The following is an 18,694-nucleotide window of genomic DNA, read 5'->3' as shown; positions in this document are numbered from 1 at the left end:
AGAAACCTTTAAAAGTCAAATAAAGTTTAGTTACAAGCTATTAAAATTGATGTATAGACAATACAAAAATATATCTAAAAATTATATTCGTCTAAATAGATATAAGAAATGCCATTTTAAGAATATAGAATTATATTATTGTCTAAAGATTAGTTGTATAAATGTCATATTAAAAAATCAGTCAACAATAACTACTTTTTCATTTAGTTTTGAGTTAACCCCTTTTTATTTTTTTATATACCTAAGTTTTTTGGGTATAATAACTGTAAATAATTCAAAGGATGGGTTAAACTATGAAAAATGAAAATATAAAAAGTCAATCAAATAAATTAGTAGAAGAAAAATCACCATACCTACTTCAACATGCGTATAATCCTGTTTACTGGTACCCGTGGGGTGAAGAAGCTTTTAAAAAGGCTAAAGAAGATGATAAACCTATATTTTTAAGTATAGGTTATTCTACTTGTCACTGGTGTCATGTAATGGAGAAGGAATCATTTGAAGATGAAGAGGTAGCAGATACATTAAATAGAGATTTTGTTTCTATAAAAGTGGATAGAGAGGAAAGGCCAGATGTTGACAGTGTATATATGTCGGTTTGTCAGGCTATGACTGGAAGCGGTGGATGGCCTATGACTATTGTTATGACGCCAGACAAGAAACCTTTTTTTGCAGGTACCTACATTCCAAAAGAAAATATGTACGGAAGATTGGGAATCATAGAATTACTTGGAAAGATCTCATATATGTGGGAAAATGAACATCATAAGTTACTTAAATCAAGTGATGAGATTGTAGAACACTTAAAGGGAGCTACTAGTAAAAGCCTCGGTCATAGTATGCTGTCTAAAAATTTAATAGACAATTCATTTAAAATATTTGAAGAAATATTTGACAGTAAATACGGAGGGTTTGGTGAAGCTCCAAAGTTCCCAAGCCCACAGAACCTAATGTTTTTGTTAAAGTACTACAAACTCGAGGGCAATAATGAAGCACTTGAAATAGCAGAAAAAACTCTTCAAGGTATGTACAGAGGCGGTATGTTTGACCATGTAGGATATGGTTTCTCGAGGTATTCAACTGATGAAAAATGGCTTGCACCTCACTTTGAAAAAATGCTTTACGACAATGCTATGTTAGTTATTGCTTATCTAGAGGCATATCAGATCACTAAAAAGGGGCTTTACAAAGATATTGTGGTTAAGACCTTAAATTACATTGTAAGAGAGATGAGACATAGTGAGGGCGGATTTTATTCGGCTCAGGATGCTGACAGTGAAGGAGAAGAGGGTAAGTTTTATACATTTACTTACCCAGAGATTTTAGAAGTGCTTGGAGATGAAGATGGAAAGTACTTTGCTGAGTACTTTGATATAAGTGTTCAGGGTAACTTCGAAGGCAAAAATATACCAAACCTTATAAAAAATGACAGATTTGAATTTCATGATGATAAAATTGATTATATGATAAAGAAAGTGTTTGAGTACAGACAAGGTAGAATGGAACTCCACAAAGATGATAAAATTTTGACTTCTTGGAGTGCTTTAATGTCCGTTGCTATGACTAGGGCATATAAAATTTTAGGCGATAAAAGCTATTTAAACTATGCGGTTGAAAGTGTTGATTTTATAGAAAAAAATCTATTCAGAGATGGAAGGTTATTAGCTAGATATAGAGACGGACATTCAGACTATATGGCGTATTTAGATGACTACGCATTTTTAATTTGGTCGTATATTGAGTTATATGAGTCAACTTTTGAAAAAAGTTACTTGGATAGGGCAGTGAAGTTAAATAAAGATTGTATTAATTTGTTTTGGGACGATAAAAATAAAGGATTTTTCCTATATGGAAATGACAGTGAAGAGCTGTTTTTAAGACCTAAAGATCTGTACGATGGCGCCATGCCGTCTGGGAATTCCGTAGCATCTCTAAATTTAATTAAATTAAGTAGAATGATCACAGATATAGAATTGGAAGAGCTGTCTAAATCGCTTCTGAATCTATATACAGATAGTTTGAGAAGTTCTCCTACTGGTTATAGTTTTTACCTGTTGTCTCTGATGTACGAGCTTTATCCATCTAGAGAATTGATTGTGGTTCTAAAGGATAGAGACGATATGAAACAGTTACTAGGTGATTTAAGCGAATATTATAGTCCAAACATTACAGTGATGGTTAAGAAGGTATGGGAGGAAGAAACAGGAAATGAAACAGGCTTATTGGAAGAGTACACTCTAAAAAATGATAAATCTACTTACTATATATGTGAAGGTAAGAGCTGTAATCCGCCATTTAATGAGCACGATTTATTAAAAAAATATTTATAGTCACTTCTAAGTTATAGATACTTGTAAAAAATTATAAAGAATTATACAACGTTATTGAAATCATTACTTCTGTAGGATAAAAATAGGAATGACATCTTTTTGATTCATTCCTATTTTAGTATTAAGTATATTTATTTTATCTAAAGCTTGATAAACCAATGTAAAAAACGTAGAATAAATAGATGTAAGAATAGATTATAAAAACTAAAGGTGTGTTAATGATGATAAAGGAAGTAATTGTAGTAGAAGGGCGAGACGACGTTACAGCAGTTAAAAGAGCCTTAGATGCAGAACTTATAACTACAGGTGGGTTTGGATTTCCAAAGGGCGTTATGGAGAGGATTAAAGCTGCCCAAGAGAGAAGGGGTGTAATTATATTTACAGATCCAGATTTTGCGGGAGAAAAAATTAGAAAGAAAATTGCAAATGAAGTACCAGGATGTAAACATGCGTTTTTACCAAGGGAAGAAGCAAAGAAAAATGGAGATATAGGAATTGAGAATGCAACTCCAGAAAGTATAATAGCTGCACTAAAAAAAGTAAGAACGGAAATAGAAGGAAATAGAAGCGAGTTTGATAGAGTTGATTTAGTTAGAAATGGGCTTGTAGGAAATGAAGAAGCTTCTATAAGAAGAGATCAAATAGGCAGGCTACTTGGAATTGGATATGGAAATGCAAAGCAGTTTTTGAATAGACTTAATAACTACGGTGTTTCAAGAGAGGAATTTGTAAATGCTGTTGAAGAGATAGATAATTAATATAAATATAGATATTTTTAGGGAGGCATATATGGATAGACTTTCATCGCATATAGAGACGAAAAAGATAGTAGATAAATATAAATTTAAATTTTCAAAGTCGTTGGGACAAAACTTCTTGATAGATGACAACATAGTTGAAAGCATTGTAGACGGTGCAAATGTAAAGAGCGAAGACTACATCGTAGAAGTTGGGCCTGGAATAGGTACATTAACTCGTGAAATGGGAAAAATAGCTAAAAAGGTAGTAGCCATTGAAATAGACAGGAAATTAATTCCTATACTAAAAGACACTCTTTCAGATTTAGACAATGTAGAGGTTGTAAATCAAGATATACTAAAGGCAGATATTCATAATCTGATCAAAGACAAATTAGATGGAGGACCTATAAAGCTTGTAGCAAACTTACCTTACTACATAACGACTCCAATAGTTATGAAATTTTTAGAAGAGCATGTTCCAGTGACTGATATAGTTGTAATGGTTCAAAAAGAGGTTGCAGATAGAATGAACGCAGTTCCAGGTACTAAAGATTACGGAGCACTTTCTGTAGCAGTTCAGTACTACTGTGATACTGATATAGTTGCAAAAGTTCCTAGACACATGTTTGTGCCTCAACCTAATGTTGATTCAGTAGTTATAGGGCTTAGAGTGAGATCTACTAAAAAGTATATTGTCGACAGTGAAGAAATTTTCTTTAAAACCGTAAAAGCATCATTTGGGCAGAGGAGAAAGACTTTACTAAATTCGCTTAGCGGTCTTGGAATGTTTGACAAAGAGGGGTTAAAAGAAATCTTAAAAGAAGCCAATATAGATGAAAAAAGAAGAGGAGAAACTCTGAGTGTAGACGAGTTTGCAAATCTTTCTAATATAGTAAATGCAAGATGTATGAACAGTTAAATAATGTTTATAAATAGATTTGCCACCATAAGGTATTTATTGGTGGCAAATCTATTTTTACTTAATCACTCTATTGTATAAATCGATAACATCTGTATTCATGATATCTAACCCTCCTATATTTTAGTACATAAAAAAGCAAAAAGGTGTTAGAACCACTTATTTTCAAGTTAATTAAAATACTTTATTCATCTCATCTTGCAATTTATTAAAAAACTGTGATATATGATAACCGTCAACAATTGCATGGTGGGCTTGTACTGTAATAGGCATCAGTAATTTTGAATGGTGCTTCTCATACTTTCCCATTGTTATCATAGTTGTTAGTTGATTTCCAGAGACATTTGTATTTGAAGAAAAATGTTCAAAATGTATCCATGGCATTGAGGAGACGTTGAATACATTTGGTGGTAAATCAAGTTGGGGTAATATCCCTTTAGATTTTGAAAATTTCTTTGTTAATTGTTTATATTTCCTGTCAAACTCAACATAATCACCTTGTGGTTCTTCCCATAATGTAAAAAACGTATCATAACTTTTATTAAAATTTGTAAATGTTGGAATGACTTTCTTCCATTCAACCAGTGACTCATTATATATACCAAATCTGAAATTTCTTATTGAATTTAGTGCTTGGGAGATGTTGAAAATTGAAAACGAATAAAAACTTAACGATTCTAATTTACATTTTTGCACTGCATAAGTTACATCCACTTTAACTGTAATTTCAATAGTGGTACCTACACTCATAAAATATTGAAAATATTCTGACCTGTCAAATTCATTAATATCTATTATTTTGTATTTTTCCATAAGCACTCCTTTTTTACTGCTACGTCACTTGTTGGTTAAACAAGCTCTGATTGCATAATGTTACCATTACGAAGATTTTAGACCTCACCAATTAGTATAACACAATTCTCTGCCTTTATTATGGTGTGAAATCAAACTACTTTAAACGCAAAAAGCTTACTTTAGTAGTCATGAACAAATCAAAAGAGCAGAAAGTGTGAGTGTAGACAAGTTTGCAAATCTTTCTAATATGGTAAATTAAAAAGTATATTCAAAATAGAAGGTACTTTTTTTTTCTTTGCAATCATATATTATTTAGAGAAATTATGTTAAGGGGGGATCGAAGTGAGTTCTAAGAGAAAATTTAAAAGAGACTACATAATTTTAGAGGCTAAGGACATCAACTTCAGAAATAAAGAAAGAGTACTTCCTAAAGCATTTGCGAAAGTGGAAGTAAATGATGGGAAGTCAATTGTTGCATTATATGTTGAAAATCTTAAGTATATTAAAGACGGTTATGATACACTTGCTATTACAACAAAATACGATGTATTGGATTTGGGCAAAATAGTATTAAATGATCAAGGAAGAGGAGAGTTTATCTTGGATTTAGATGATGAAGAAGATGATATTAAAAGTATCGCTATAGTCCACGAAGATAAAGTTCCTCTAATAGGATTTAAAGGCAATAAACTTGATAATTACGAAGATATACTTTTTGCAGTTGATGAAGATGAAGATTATGACGATGACTATGACGAAGAGTACGATGAAGAGTACGACGAAGATGGAGAAGATAACGAAGATGACTACGACGAGAGTTTAGATTCCAGTGAGGGTTACGATGATGATTTAGATCTCGGTGAAGGGAACGACACGGATGAAGACTATGATGAGAACTACAATGGTGATAATCCATCCGATCATGGGAATGCAGAAGATATAGCATCTATTAGAGAAAGTGGCAACTTTTACGAAAATGAAGGATCTGATGAAGTATCTGATGATGATTCTGAATATGAAGTATCTGATGGAGTCTACGATGAAGATGTTAGTGATGAGGAGTACAGTCAAGATAATGATGAAGAAGAATACGACGATCACAACGACAATTTCGATGAATATGATGAATTTTACGATGAAGAGGAGGAAGATTATTTAGATTTCGATGATGATGACGATGATGTATTTGGAAGAGATAATCTAGATTATGAGGAAAATGATGATAGTTTTTCTCAAAACGAAAAAATCAGTAATGATGAAATGGTAGAGCTAAATAACTTCAATAAAATAGAATACAGAGATAAGTATGAAGACAATAGTACAGAAGAAAAAGATGACCCTTTAAAATATGTAAGCAACAGAAAAAAAGTTAAAAATAAATCCTACAAGACTTCTGAAATTGAAGAGGTAAAAGAGGAAATCACTGAGCAAAATAAAACAGTAGGAACTCTTATGATGCCGAGACAGATAAAGAAAGGGCTTAAGTACTTTAAAGAAGTAAAACCTTTTGTAGAGGATAAAACCGAGAGCACTAGATGGTGGAAAATAGATATAAATCCTACAACACTTTGCGGTTATTCTATGCCTAACTTAGGATACGTAAATGCACTAAACTACACTATGTACAGTGATGTTGTTATAAACGCATATAAACACAGACATTATTTATTCGGAGTACAGTACGATGAATACAATAAGAGAAAAAATTACATTTACGCTATACCAGGATTGAAAAATGAAAAGCCAGATAACGGAAATACAGGATTTGTGAGATTTGAAAGTTCAGATAATAGATCTAACAATAGTATGGGTTACTGGATGTGCTTTATAGATGCAAGACTTAGAACTATTGTAAAATGAATAAAAAATAGCTCGATAAGAGACTAGAAAATATTAATATTTATTGTAATAATTAGATTATATTGATAGAAAATTACAAATAATTATAATAGTGTTGATAATAGTTATGAGTTACACTACAATAGATGGTGAAAATCTATTTTAGTTCTGGAGGATATGAGCATGATAAACGAGCAAAGGATTTTAAATGAATTTCTTGAAATGGTACAAATAGACAGTATTTCTTATAAAGAGGCTGATTTTGCTAAAGTTCTAATCAAAAAATTAGAAGACATCGGATGTTCAGTATATGTAGACGATGCAGGCAAAAAAACTGGCGGAGAAACAGGAAATATCATTGCAACTTTAAAAGGAAATAAAGAGGGTAAGAAAATACTTTTTAGTTCCCATATGGACACTGTAACACCTGGACTTGGTATCAAACCAATAGTTGATGAGGCTGAAGGAATTATAAAAAGTGATGGGACTACTATATTAGGTTCTGATGACAAAGCAGGTATTGCAGCAATACTTGAAGCACTTAGATTTATAAAAGAAAATAATATGGACCACACAGATATCCAAGTTGCATTTTCAATGTGTGAAGAATGTGGTTTAGTTGGAGCTAAAAACTTAGATTATTCTAAGATAGATGCTGACTATGCGTTTGTATTAGACAGTGGCGGTTCTCCAGGAGAGATAATAGTTGAGGCACCATCTCAAGATGTTATTAAAGTAAAAATAAAAGGAAAGACAGCTCATGCAGGGATGGAACCAGAAAACGGTATAAGTGCTATAATGGTAGCGGCAAGAGCTATAGATAATATGAACCTACTTAGAATTGATGAAAACACTACAGCTAATATAGGTGTAATAAAAGGTGGTTCTGCTACAAACATAGTAACAGATATAGTAGAGATAGATGCTGAAGCTAGAAGTCTAAGTGAAGAAAAGCTTGATGCACAAACTAAGCATATGGTCGATACATTTGAAAAAGCTGCAGCTGACTACAACGCTGAAGTAGAAATAAATGTAGACAGAGTATATCCTCCACTTAATGTAGATGTGAATTCAGACATAGTTAATCTAGCTAAAAAGGCTTTTGCAAATATGGGAATAGAAGGTTATACAGGAGCTTCAGGTGGTGGAAGTGATACAAATATATTGAATAGAAATGGTATACTTGCGATAAACCTTGGAGTTGGTATGAAAAATGCACATACACTAAATGAGTATATAGCTATAAAAGATTTATATAACTCAGCAAATATGCTAATAGAAATAGTAAAAGAAATATAATTTAAGTTTATATAGAGCTATCTCATGTGTGATTTTCACTAAAGGATAGCTCTTTTTATATTTTAACCTATTTTTAAAAATTCTATTTTAGTAAATATATATATGTAATTTTATTGAGAGACATTTATAATTACCGCTTTTATATTTACTTTTTGAGCTAAATGTATATAATAAGACAGTATACAATTTATTTGATATAATAGTGGTTAAATAAAATAGAGTCTTAAAAAATAAGTTAAAAAGTTATATAATGATTTTATGATAAATTTACTAGGGGGGTTCTAAATGGCTAAAAAAAGAAAATTAAAGAAACCTGTCATGTTGTTAATTGGAATAATTGCATTCTTTATAATATATTTTATTGCTTTTAAATTTGGTACAACTATGGATAAGAAAACAGATAATAGCCCTAAAAAAGTTGTAAGCCAAGAAGAAAGCAATAAATCTCTAATAAATCAATTAAAAGAAAAGGAAAAAATATACATATCAGATGACAAAGTTTCAGATGTAAAAATTGAAGAAGATTCATGGGAAGAGATAGTATATTCATTTGCTGAGTTTAAAAAGGTTAGAAATGCAGAGTCTTATCATCCTGTATACGAGGGGTATTCAGATGACGGTATTAAATTCTCAACAGATTTTGACTACTTTAGAGTGTATACTGTGAGCAAGGAAGAGTACTTCAAAATACCTATAAACTCTAAAAAAGAGTTCAAAGATCTTATTGATAAGAGTTTGTATACATCATTTGACCTTGTGAGCAAGTATAAAAGCTGGGAGACTGCCGAAATAACTTATGGAAAAGAAGTTAACAAAATTCATAAGTGGAAATTTGATGATTTATCTCACAAGATGGTTGCAAAAAGGCTAGTAGGAAAAGTGCAGCCTGAGAAGAGCAAAGGTAGAAGTGACTATAACTTCACTGTAGATATAGAAGGTGAAAATTATAAGATCAAGCTTGAGACTATGGGTCGAGACTATGTAAAAGTTACTTCAAAAGAAACTGTAGCATATTATGAGGTTTATACAGGACTATTCGATTATATTAAAAATGATATATTTAAAATAAAATAGATTTCTTCTTAAAATATCACTTTACCAATCAATGGCGGTAGTGTTAAGAAGATAAAATTTAGCGTATTTTATTAGGCACTGACTTAAAAATTAAATTTTTAAATCAGTGTCTTTTTAGTTTAATTTTTAGACAGAAAATAAGTAGGAATAATTCGATCATTTATTTGTACAAATGCTAATAAGTGATATACTATCAGTAAAATAGTATTTAAGTTAATGGTTTATTAGTACATAAACATTTACAATATATAACTACTTCTAAAAAATTAGTAAAGGGGTTTTATTTATGCATAGAAAATTAGGAAGAAACGATAATTGCTGGTGTGGCAGTGGTAAAAAATACAAAACATGCCACGCTTCATTTGATGAAAAGATTTCACAATATAAATCAAAAGGACATATTGTTCCAAAACATGAAATTATTAAGACACCAGAGGAAATAGAAGCTTTAAGAGCTAGTGCTAAAATCAATATAAGTGTACTTGATTATGTTGCTCAAAATATAAAAGAGGGAGTAACTACTGAGGATATTGATAAGTGGGTTTATCAGAAGACCACTGAACTTGGAGGCATACCTGCTACTCTTGATTATGAGGAATATCCTAAAAGTGTGTGTACCTCTATAAATGATCAAGTATGCCATGGTATTCCATCAGATGAAGTAGTATTGAAGGATGGCGATATTATAAATGTAGACGTATCTACAATTTTTAATGGATACTTCTCCGATTCTTCTAGAATGTTCTGTATTGGAGATGTAAGTGAAGAAAAAAGAAAACTTGTAGATGTAACTAAGGAATGTATCGAGATAGGATTAGAGCAAGTTAAACCATGGGGATTTTTAGGCGACATGGGGCAAGCTGTTCATGAACATGCTATGAAAAACGGCTATACTGTAGTACAGGAAGTGGGAGGCCATGGAATTGGAAATGAATTTCATGAAGATCCATGGGTTAGCTATGTTTCTGAGAAGGGTACAGAAATGTTAATGGTTCCAGGTATGGTATTTACTATAGAACCTATGTTAAACATGGGAGCAGATGAAATCTATCTGGATGAAGAGGATGGCTGGACAATTTATACAGTGGATGGAAAGCCTTCTGCTCAATGGGAAATAATGGTGTTGGTAACCGAAACCGGACATGAGGTTTTAGCTTATTAAACAACATCAATTACTTTATACAATTTGACAAATAATATTACTTAAAAAGTAAACTTTAAGAAGATATATTGTAAACTCAATGTAGATTTTAAGAAGTTATATTATAAAACTTAAAGAAAATTATAAAATTAAAAGGAACTAACCTGAAAACTATTTTTGGTGTTTTATCTACCAAAGGCAGTAGTATAGATTTTTAGGTTAGTTCCTTATTTTAGTTAAACCATTATTTAATAGAGTTTTATTGGAAAAAACTTTATTTTTGTAAGGATTAATGAAGAAATATTGACATATAAAAATAAAAATGTTAAACTAAGTAGGTAATCTACGTAGTGTATCTACCAATTAAACGGACTATAAATATCTATCAATCAGGATAGATTGAATGAAATTAGATAAAAATATATGCACATATAAACAAAAGTATTGAGATTTCTCCGTTTGTATATTAAACTTAAAGATTACTATATCAATGCCATTTCTCTGATTGATTAAACTAAACACATACCAAAATATTAGATTTTTTAAAATTATATTTATGATAAATAATTGCTTATAAATAGAGTATTTGTTTAGTGTATCTATGTAACAAAGATTGGCTGTAAATATCAAGAGGTGAAATAATATGGTTGGAAGAAGTAAAGATGAAACTTTGGGGTATTACATTAGAAATATCTCTCATGAACTTTACTATATGGGTGATCAAACTCTAAAATCGCTTGAAATTACAAATCAGCAGGGACGCCTTCTGAGTGTAATCTATGATAGTATCATGGATGGTACTGAAATAAGTCGACGATTTTTAGAGGATTTTATGCATCTGAAAGGACCGTCTGTTACTAGCATTTTAAGGGGATTAGAGGAAAAAGGTTATATTATCCGCACAACTCGAAAAGATGACGCTAGAGCCATGGTGTTAACTGTGACAGATAAAGGAGAAAGGCTCGTAAAGGAAGTTAGAAGTGTATTTTCTAATGTTGAACAAGCGCTTCAATGTGGTTTGACTCAGGAGGAAAAAGATATGTTGATGAATCTATTGGCAAAAGTATGCCGAAACCTCCCAGAAGAATCGAAGCGATAGAAAGAGCAGGTAATTCCTGCTTTTCTATTAAAGATATAGGTAGAGATTCTATGTAATAAATTTAGATTACAGAAAATTAATTGAAGGGAATGATGTATTATTAGATTTTATGAATTAAGCGCAGAGGAAGTAATAAATAAGTTCGAGGTTAACCTTGAAAGTGGAATGTCTCAAGAGATTGTAGAGAGCAGACAGATTGAATACGGAAAAAATGTGTTTGCAGAGCAAGAAAAAGATGGGCTCGGAAAAACAATTCTCAGGCATTTAAAAGATGTATCAACAATTATATTAATAATGGCCGCTGCCTTATCGTTTATGTTAGCTATAAGAAATGGGCATGGATTTATTGAACCATTAGTTATTGTATCAATTGTAATTATGAACTTGATACTAGCTATAACGCAAGAGGGAAAAGCAGAGAGGGCACTCGAGGCATTGGCGGATTTAAATAGTCCAACATGTATTGTGATACGTGAAGGAATTCAGCAACAAATTGAAGCATCCGAACTTGTACCAGGTGATGTTGTTATACTAGAATCTGGATCGCTTGTTCCAGCTGATGCTAGATTGATAGAAAGCATAGGACTTGAAGTGGATGAATCTTCTCTTACTGGAGAAAGTGATCCATCTGAAAAAGATCCTACAGCTAAATTATCAGGGAAGACTCCTATTGGTGATCAGATAAATATGTTATTTTCAGGTTGCCTTGTAACTGCAGGGCGTGGAACTGCTGTAGTAACATCAACTGGTATGAATACTCAAATTGGACGAATTGCAGGATTTTTGGGCAATACAAAACATGATAAGACACCTTTACAAAAGAGATTAGATAAAGTTGGTAAAACTATTAGCTGTATTGCTATTGTTTCTGCGGTTTTCTTATTCGCTATAGGTATGCGTCAGGGAGAGGATTTTTGGAGTATGGTATTAATGGCAGTTGCCTTGGCAGTTGCTGCAGTTCCAGAGACGTTGAATCTAATAGTAACATTATCTTTATCTCATGGTGTAAAAAACATGGTTGGAAAAAATGCTTTGATTCGAAAATTACCTGCAGTGGAAACATTGGGAAGCACATCAGTTATATGCTCCGACAAAACAGGAACACTTACACAAAATCAAATGAATATTAAACGACTTTGTATGGTAGGAAATGAACCATTTAGTGACTTAGATGAGTTTGATGATACACAGCTCGTATTCTTGAAGATGCTGGCTTTAGCCAGTAATGCAACCGTTGAAATTGGGGAAGATGGTACACCTCAGTTCATAGGTAATCCCACCGAAATCGCAATAATGCGTCTTTTAAATAAAAAAGGAATAAAAAAATCAGAAATAGAGGAAAATTATCATAAGGTAGCAGAGATACCTTTCTCTTCTGAGCGTAAAATGATGACTGTAGTACTAAAGGATCCTAGTGATGGCTATATTGTGCTAACCAAAGGAGCTTTAGACAGAATACCTTTAAACCATTCGAAACCAAATTTAGATATTAAGATTAAGGAAGTACATGATTCATTTGCTGAAGATGCTCTAAGAGTAATAGCTATAGGAATAAAGCATATTGAAAATCTTCCATCAGAAGACAACATAGAGGAGATTGAACAGGATCTTGACCTATTAGGCATGATTGGTTTAATTGATCCGCCGAGACCAGAGGCAGCTAAGGCCATAGAAACTGCAAAAAAGGCCGGTATACGTACTGTTATGATTACAGGAGATCATGCGGCAACAGCTGGGGCAATTGCAAGAGAAATAGGTATATTGCCAGAGGGACAAAAGGTATTGACAGGATCGCAATTATCAGAAATGTCTGATGATGAACTTTTTAATACAGTAAAAGATTATTCTGTCTATGCTAGGGTTTCACCTGAAGACAAAATTAGAATAGTAAAGGCTTGGCAGAAAAATGGAGAAGTAGTTGCAATGACAGGAGATGGAGTAAATGATGCACCTGCTTTAAAAGCTGCTGATGTTGGGGTTGCCATGGGTAATGCTGGAACAGAGGTTGCTAAAAGTGCATCAGATATTGTATTAACTGACGATAATTTTGCTACAATAGTTGAAGCAGTACATGAAGGGCGTAATGTATACTCAAATATACGTAAGACTATATACTTCTTATTAGTATGTAACCTTTCAGAAATCCTTGTTATGCTTTTCGCTCAAATAGTAGGTTGGGGTGTTTTAGTAACACCGGTTATGTTACTGCTAATAAATGTACTTGGAGATGGTATACCTGGACTTCAACTTGCTAAAGAGACATCTGATCCGAGGATTATGACAAATGCTCCTGTAAAGCGAGAAGAGAGTATATTTAGTGGAGGTTTAATGAAAGTAATTGGACGACAAACTATAATATGTTCCATAGTAGTACTTATCGCTTACTATGTTGGGATGTCCACTAGCTTTATAAGTGGAATAGATTCATCGGCTATGATAGGTCAAACTATGGCATTTCTAGTATTAGGATTAACATCTATAATGCATATTTTTACTGTACGAAGTAGAAAATCATTATTTGAACGTACACTTAGCGACAACTGGCCATTAGTAATTAGTGCCGTTGGTATGATGTTTGCACTAGTACTTCTTGTAGTAATTCCACCTATTGGAGGCATATTTGGATTGACAGGAATAGGAATAAGCCACTGGTTTATTGTTATTGCACTATCAGTTATTCCAACTACAGTTGCAGAAATTGGAAAATATATAGATAATTATGGGCTAAAATGTAATCGAATTTGCAATGTGAAGTAAATGCTCTAAACAAAAAAGCTCCCCCTATAGTAAGACATTTTGGTCTTATTAATTACTTGGGGGAGCTTTTATTTATTTTTATGTTAACAACTACTATTTAACTAGCATTTCAGCAACTTTAAATATTGGGCCTGCGCCACAAGTGATGACAAGGTCGTTATCATCTACATTGTCGCGGATATATTGAGCTATGTCTTCAAACTCTTTAATATATATTGCATCAACGTTGTTTTGGTAAAGTTTCTCAACTAGATCGTTAGAGTGTATATCCCCTGGATCTTTTTCCCTAGCAGCGTATATATCAGTTATTATCACTTTATCAGCAGCATAGAATGCCTCTGCAAAGTCGTTTATTAAAGTTTTTGTTCTTGTGTATGTATGTGGTTGGAATATACACCATAGTTTTAATTTTTTAAGCTTTTTAGCAGCAGCTAAAGTAGCTTTTATTTCTGTAGGATGATGAGCGTAATCATCTATTACTAGAGTGTTATAGTATAGTCCTTTTTTTTCAAATCTTCTGCCAACACCTTTGTATTTTTTTATATTTTCTCTACATATTTCTACATCTATACCTGAAATTAATCCTGTTATTATAGCAGCAGTAGCATTGTAGATATTGTGAAGTCCTGGAACAGATAATTCAAACGTACCTAGACTTACGTGGTTGTAAAGTATATCAAATACGCCATACCCATCGTCTGTAAAGTGGATATTTTTGATTATAGCATCATTATCTAAATCTCTTCCATATTTTATTGTTTGTGCTTTTACATCGTATAAAATATCTTTTGTATTTTCGTCGTCGCCATTTATAATAAAGTAGCCATCATTAGGAAGTAATTTACCGAATTTATTGAATGATGCTTTTATTTCGTCTATGCCTGAAAAATAATCTAGGTGATCTTCTTCTATATTTAACACTAATGCTATTTTAGGATTGAAATTTAGGAAACTATCAACGTACTCGCATGCTTCAGTTATGAAGTGATTAGAATTACCAATTCTTACATTTCCGCCTATTGAACTTAAATTTCCTCCAACTAAGATTGTAGGATCTAAATCTGCTAATTCAAACAGTGTAGACAACATTGATGTAGTTGTTGTTTTACCATGTGTTCCAGAAACAGCGATAGAGTTTTTGTACTCTCTCATTATCTGTCCTAAGAATGCTGCTCTATTCATTATTAGTATATTTTTTTCTTTTGCAGCCATTAATTCTTCATTATCTTGATGAATAGCTGCTGTATATACAACCATGTTTATGTCATCGGCTATATTTTCTCTTTTTTGTCCTACAAATATTTTTGCGCCTTGATTTCTAAGTTTTTCTAGTAAATACGATTCTGTCATATCAGATCCTGACACAGTGTAGCCTTTATTAAGACAAATTTCTGCAAGAGCACTCATGCTTATTCCACCGATTCCGATAAAATGTATATTCATATAAAATCACCATCCTTTTTTTATTAAAGTCCTACAAGATGAACTTTTTTTATGGTATAATAATATAATGTTCGATATTAATATAAATCGAGCTTATAATTAACACTAAATTAAACAATAATATAATATAGTATATTTATGTTCTTATGCTAGTTATTACAATAAAAATCATAGACAATATTATACCATATTTGGCATAGATATGCATTATAATTAATACTCACTTGAAAGGGAAGTCGTAGGAGGATATTATTATGAAATTCAAACGAACAGAGAGAATAGGAGCTATTGTAAAGATATTATCCGACAATCCAAATAGAACTTATACACTAGGTTATTTTACAGATAAATTTAATGCAGCCAAATCTACTATAAGTGAAGATTTGTTGGTAGTTAAAAATGTTTTTGAAAAATTACAACTAGGTAAGGTTATAACTATATCTGGAGCTGCTGGTGGAGTCAAGTATATTCCAAAGACATCGGTTGAGGAAAACAACCAAGTGCTTATGGAGCTTTGTAACAAAATAGATGATCAGTCTAGAATCCTTTCAGGAGGTTTTCTTTACTTAGTAGACTTAATCTACGATCCAACTATAGCAGCTAAGGTAGGTAAGATCTTTGCATCAAATATAGATTACGAAGAGGCTAACTATGTAGTCACTATGGAGACAAAGGGAATTCCTATGGCTTCAATGACTGCTAAGGCGATGAATTTACCGCTAGTAATAATTAGAAAGGATACAAAAGTATCTGAAGGACCAACTCTTAGTACTACTTATGTAAGTGGAAACAGCTCGCAAGTCGAGAGCATGAGTCTTCCGAGAAGAGCTCTAAAGCCGAACAGTAAAGTTATCATCATAGACGACTTTATGAGGGGTGGAGGAACTATCAGAGGAATGATAGACCTAATGAATGAATTTGGAGCAGAGGTTATAGGTACAGGAGTATTTATATCAAAAGCTACACCAAAGGATAAACTTGTAGACGATTATATATCACTTATCCAACTAAATGTAGAAGATGATGTAATAACTGTTGAGCCAAATTTAAAGACATTTAAAGATGAATACAAAGCAGATGAGAATGGTAAATTCAATTCTCAAGAAATAGACGATTTAGAAGAAATAGCCGAAATAGTTGAAAATCGACCTGAAAACTCTATCGAAAATGGAGATTTTGAAGAATAATAAAAAAAATTAAATAAATTTCCCAAAATAAAAAGGATATCCCAAGTTTTTATAGAATCTTTTAAAAAACGGTTTATATTATCTAATTCGCATTAATATAAATTAAATTTCTGTCAAAATTGAAGGGGGATATTTTAGTATGAAAATAACTGACGTAAGAGTAAGGAAAGTAACAGATGAAGGCAAGATGAAATGCATAGTTTCTATCACTTTTGATAATTTATTTGTAGTGCATGACATCAAGGTTATAGAAGGCCACAACGGTCTTTTTATAGCAATGCCAAGTAGAAAAGTAGGCGAAGGTAATTTTAGAGATATTGCGCATCCGATAAATGCAGAAATGAGACAAATATTAGAAGATGCCGTTTTAGAAGCTTACCAAGAATCAATAGCTCAATTAGAAGTAGCTGCTGAATAATAATACAATTATTAATCACTAGAATATCTAGAGGACCTGTATGATAAGGTCCTTTTTTCTATTTCCATGTGTACTTTTAATTAAAAAAATGCTATATTATTAATGAATATACCGAAGAAGGACGTTTAATAAATGAACTAACATGATAAGATATAAGGTTAAAAAGCTTATTAAATGCCCTAAAATAAATCAGTTTATATAAATATAATCTATCAAATACATAGGAGAATAATCTATCAAATAAAAAAGTAAAATTTGATTGAATGGAGTGAACAAATGAACTTTAAAGCTATTATCCTTGCTGCAGGCAAAGGAACGAGAATGAAGTCAAAACATCCAAAGGTGATACATAAAGTATGTGGTAAAGAGATGGTAAACCACGTTATCGGTGTTTCTAAAAATTCTGGGGTAAAAGATGTTGTAGTTATTTTAGGTCATGAAGCAGATCGTGTAAACGAACAACTTGGCAGTGACTGCACTACGATCAAACAAGAAGAACAACTTGGAACAGGTCATGCAGTTTTGCAAGCTAAAGACTATATAAAAAATGAAGACATTATAGTAGTACTTTGTGGAGATACTCCTCTTATAAAAGAAGATACTCTAAAGGATCTATTTGCATATCACATAGATAACGAATATCATGCAACAGTTCTTACAACAAGTGTGGACAATCCACAGGGTTATGGTAGAATAATTAGAGACGTAAATGGAGATTTGCTTAAAATAGTAGAGCAAAAAGATGCAAGTGAAGACGAGAAATTGGTGAAAGAGATAAACTCGGGTATATACTGTTTCAAGGGAGCGAGTTTAAGAGAAGCTTTGGACTTAATCGACAATAACAATGCCCAAGGTGAATACTACTTAACTGATACAATAAAAATAATGAGAGATAAACAACATAAAGTAGGTGCATTTAATGGATCTACAATTGAAGAGCTTATGGGAGTTAACTCGAGAGTAGAGCTTTCAAAAGCTGAAGAGTTAATGAGAAGAAGAATAAATGAAAAGCACATGGTAAATGGAGTAACAATAATAGACGTAAATTCTACTTATATAGAATCAGATGTAGAGATAGGAAATGATTCTATAATCTATCCAGGTGCAATGATTATGGGAAGTACAAAAATAGGTTCAGAGTGTATAATAGGTATGAATTCAAGTATAACAAACTCTGTGATTGGAAATCATACAGAAGTGATTAATTCTACTGTAGTCGACAGTGTTGTTGGAGAAAACACTAATGTTGGACCTTACGCATATCTAAGACCAAAATCAGATATAGGAAATAACGTTAAAATAGGAGACTTCGTAGAAATTAAAAATGCTAAGATAGGCGATGGATCTAAAGCTTCACACTTATCTTACATAGGCGATGCTGAAGTAGGAAAAGATGTAAATATAGGTTGTGGAGTAGTATTCGTAAACTATGATGGCAAAAATAAATTTAAATCGGTAGTAAAAGATGGAGCATTTGTAGGTTCAAACTGTAACCTAGTTGCGCCAGTTACAATAGAGGAAAAAGGCTATATTGCAACAGGTTCTACAATAACTGACGATGTACCAAATGGAGCACTAGCTATAGCTAGACAGAGACAAGTGGTAAAAGAAGGTTGGGTAGAAAAAAAGAATAAAAGAGATAGCAATAAATAA

Annotated in this window: 14 protein-coding genes; 12 read left to right on the top strand and 2 right to left on the bottom strand. The window is 32.3% G+C overall.

Annotated features, from left to right (window positions below):
- Nucleotides 1–293: 293 nt before the first annotated feature.
- The 3 genes from J2Z43_RS13785 to rsmA all read left to right on the top strand — a co-directional run bounded on the left by J2Z43_RS13785 (nt 294) and on the right by rsmA (nt 3,989).
- On the top strand, nt 294–2,330 hold the full coding sequence (locus J2Z43_RS13785) for a thioredoxin domain-containing protein (RefSeq protein WP_209457690.1): 2,037 nt from the start codon (nt 294–296) through the stop codon (nt 2,328–2,330).
- Between the two features lie 221 nt (nt 2,331–2,551).
- The gene (rnmV, locus tag J2Z43_RS13780) at nt 2,552–3,088 is read left to right on the top strand and encodes a ribonuclease M5 (protein WP_209457689.1); all 537 of its coding nucleotides are present in this window, start codon (nt 2,552–2,554) and stop codon (nt 3,086–3,088) included.
- 31 nt (nt 3,089–3,119) lie between these two features.
- Nucleotides 3,120–3,989, top strand: coding sequence for a 16S rRNA (adenine(1518)-N(6)/adenine(1519)-N(6))-dimethyltransferase RsmA (rsmA, locus tag J2Z43_RS13775; RefSeq protein ID WP_209457688.1), 870 nt, complete (start codon nt 3,120–3,122; stop codon nt 3,987–3,989).
- A 174-nt stretch (nt 3,990–4,163) separates the two neighbouring features.
- Here the strand turns inward: rsmA and J2Z43_RS13770 are convergent, their stop codons facing one another.
- Entirely contained in the window at nt 4,164–4,802 is a 639-nt protein-coding gene (locus J2Z43_RS13770; protein WP_209457687.1) for a CatA-like O-acetyltransferase, read from the bottom strand.
- Between the two features lie 324 nt (nt 4,803–5,126).
- Here J2Z43_RS13770 and J2Z43_RS13765 point away from each other — a divergent pair, with 324 nt between their 5' ends.
- The 6 genes from J2Z43_RS13765 to J2Z43_RS13740 all read left to right on the top strand — a co-directional run bounded on the left by J2Z43_RS13765 (nt 5,127) and on the right by J2Z43_RS13740 (nt 13,993).
- Nucleotides 5,127–6,644 (top strand): hypothetical protein, encoded by a 1,518-nt coding sequence (locus J2Z43_RS13765; RefSeq protein WP_209457686.1) that lies wholly within the window; start codon nt 5,127–5,129, stop codon nt 6,642–6,644.
- Between the two features lie 162 nt (nt 6,645–6,806).
- Nucleotides 6,807–7,922, top strand: coding sequence for a M20/M25/M40 family metallo-hydrolase (locus tag J2Z43_RS13760; RefSeq protein ID WP_209457685.1), 1,116 nt, complete (start codon nt 6,807–6,809; stop codon nt 7,920–7,922).
- Between the two features lie 285 nt (nt 7,923–8,207).
- On the top strand, nt 8,208–8,996 hold the full coding sequence (locus J2Z43_RS13755) for a hypothetical protein (RefSeq protein WP_209457684.1): 789 nt from the start codon (nt 8,208–8,210) through the stop codon (nt 8,994–8,996).
- A gap of 286 nt (nt 8,997–9,282) precedes the next feature.
- Nucleotides 9,283–10,158 carry a methionyl aminopeptidase gene (locus J2Z43_RS13750; protein WP_209457683.1) on the top strand — a complete coding sequence of 292 codons (876 nt, stop codon included), beginning with the start codon at nt 9,283–9,285 and terminating at the stop codon, nt 10,156–10,158.
- 622 nt (nt 10,159–10,780) lie between these two features.
- Entirely contained in the window at nt 10,781–11,236 is a 456-nt protein-coding gene (locus J2Z43_RS13745) for a MarR family winged helix-turn-helix transcriptional regulator (RefSeq protein WP_209457682.1), read from the top strand.
- A gap of 96 nt (nt 11,237–11,332) precedes the next feature.
- Nucleotides 11,333–13,993, top strand: coding sequence for a cation-translocating P-type ATPase (locus J2Z43_RS13740; RefSeq protein WP_327786975.1), 2,661 nt, complete (start codon nt 11,333–11,335; stop codon nt 13,991–13,993).
- Nucleotides 13,994–14,086: 93 nt separating this feature from the next.
- Here J2Z43_RS13740 and murC read toward each other — a convergent pair whose 3' ends face one another.
- Nucleotides 14,087–15,436, bottom strand: coding sequence for a UDP-N-acetylmuramate--L-alanine ligase (gene murC / locus J2Z43_RS13735; RefSeq protein ID WP_209457680.1), 1,350 nt, complete (start codon nt 15,434–15,436; stop codon nt 14,087–14,089).
- Nucleotides 15,437–15,690: 254 nt separating this feature from the next.
- On the opposite strand from murC, the gene purR reads away from it, so the two are divergent.
- The 3 genes from purR to glmU all read left to right on the top strand — a co-directional run bounded on the left by purR (nt 15,691) and on the right by glmU (nt 18,694).
- A complete protein-coding gene (gene purR / locus J2Z43_RS13730; protein WP_209457679.1) occupies nt 15,691–16,623 on the top strand; it encodes a pur operon repressor in 933 nt (310 codons plus the stop codon).
- Between the two features lie 139 nt (nt 16,624–16,762).
- The gene (spoVG, locus tag J2Z43_RS13725; protein ID WP_209457678.1) at nt 16,763–17,041 is read left to right on the top strand and encodes a septation regulator SpoVG; all 279 of its coding nucleotides are present in this window, start codon (nt 16,763–16,765) and stop codon (nt 17,039–17,041) included.
- Between the two features lie 276 nt (nt 17,042–17,317).
- On the top strand, nt 17,318–18,694 hold the full coding sequence (gene glmU / locus J2Z43_RS13720; RefSeq protein WP_209457677.1) for a bifunctional UDP-N-acetylglucosamine diphosphorylase/glucosamine-1-phosphate N-acetyltransferase GlmU: 1,377 nt from the start codon (nt 17,318–17,320) through the stop codon (nt 18,692–18,694).

The organism is Metaclostridioides mangenotii (assembly GCF_017873185.1).
Taxonomy (GTDB): domain Bacteria; phylum Bacillota; class Clostridia; order Peptostreptococcales; family Peptostreptococcaceae; genus Metaclostridioides; species Metaclostridioides mangenotii.
Note: the sequence above shows the minus strand (reverse complement) of the source record. Positions and strands in the feature narration are given on the sequence as shown.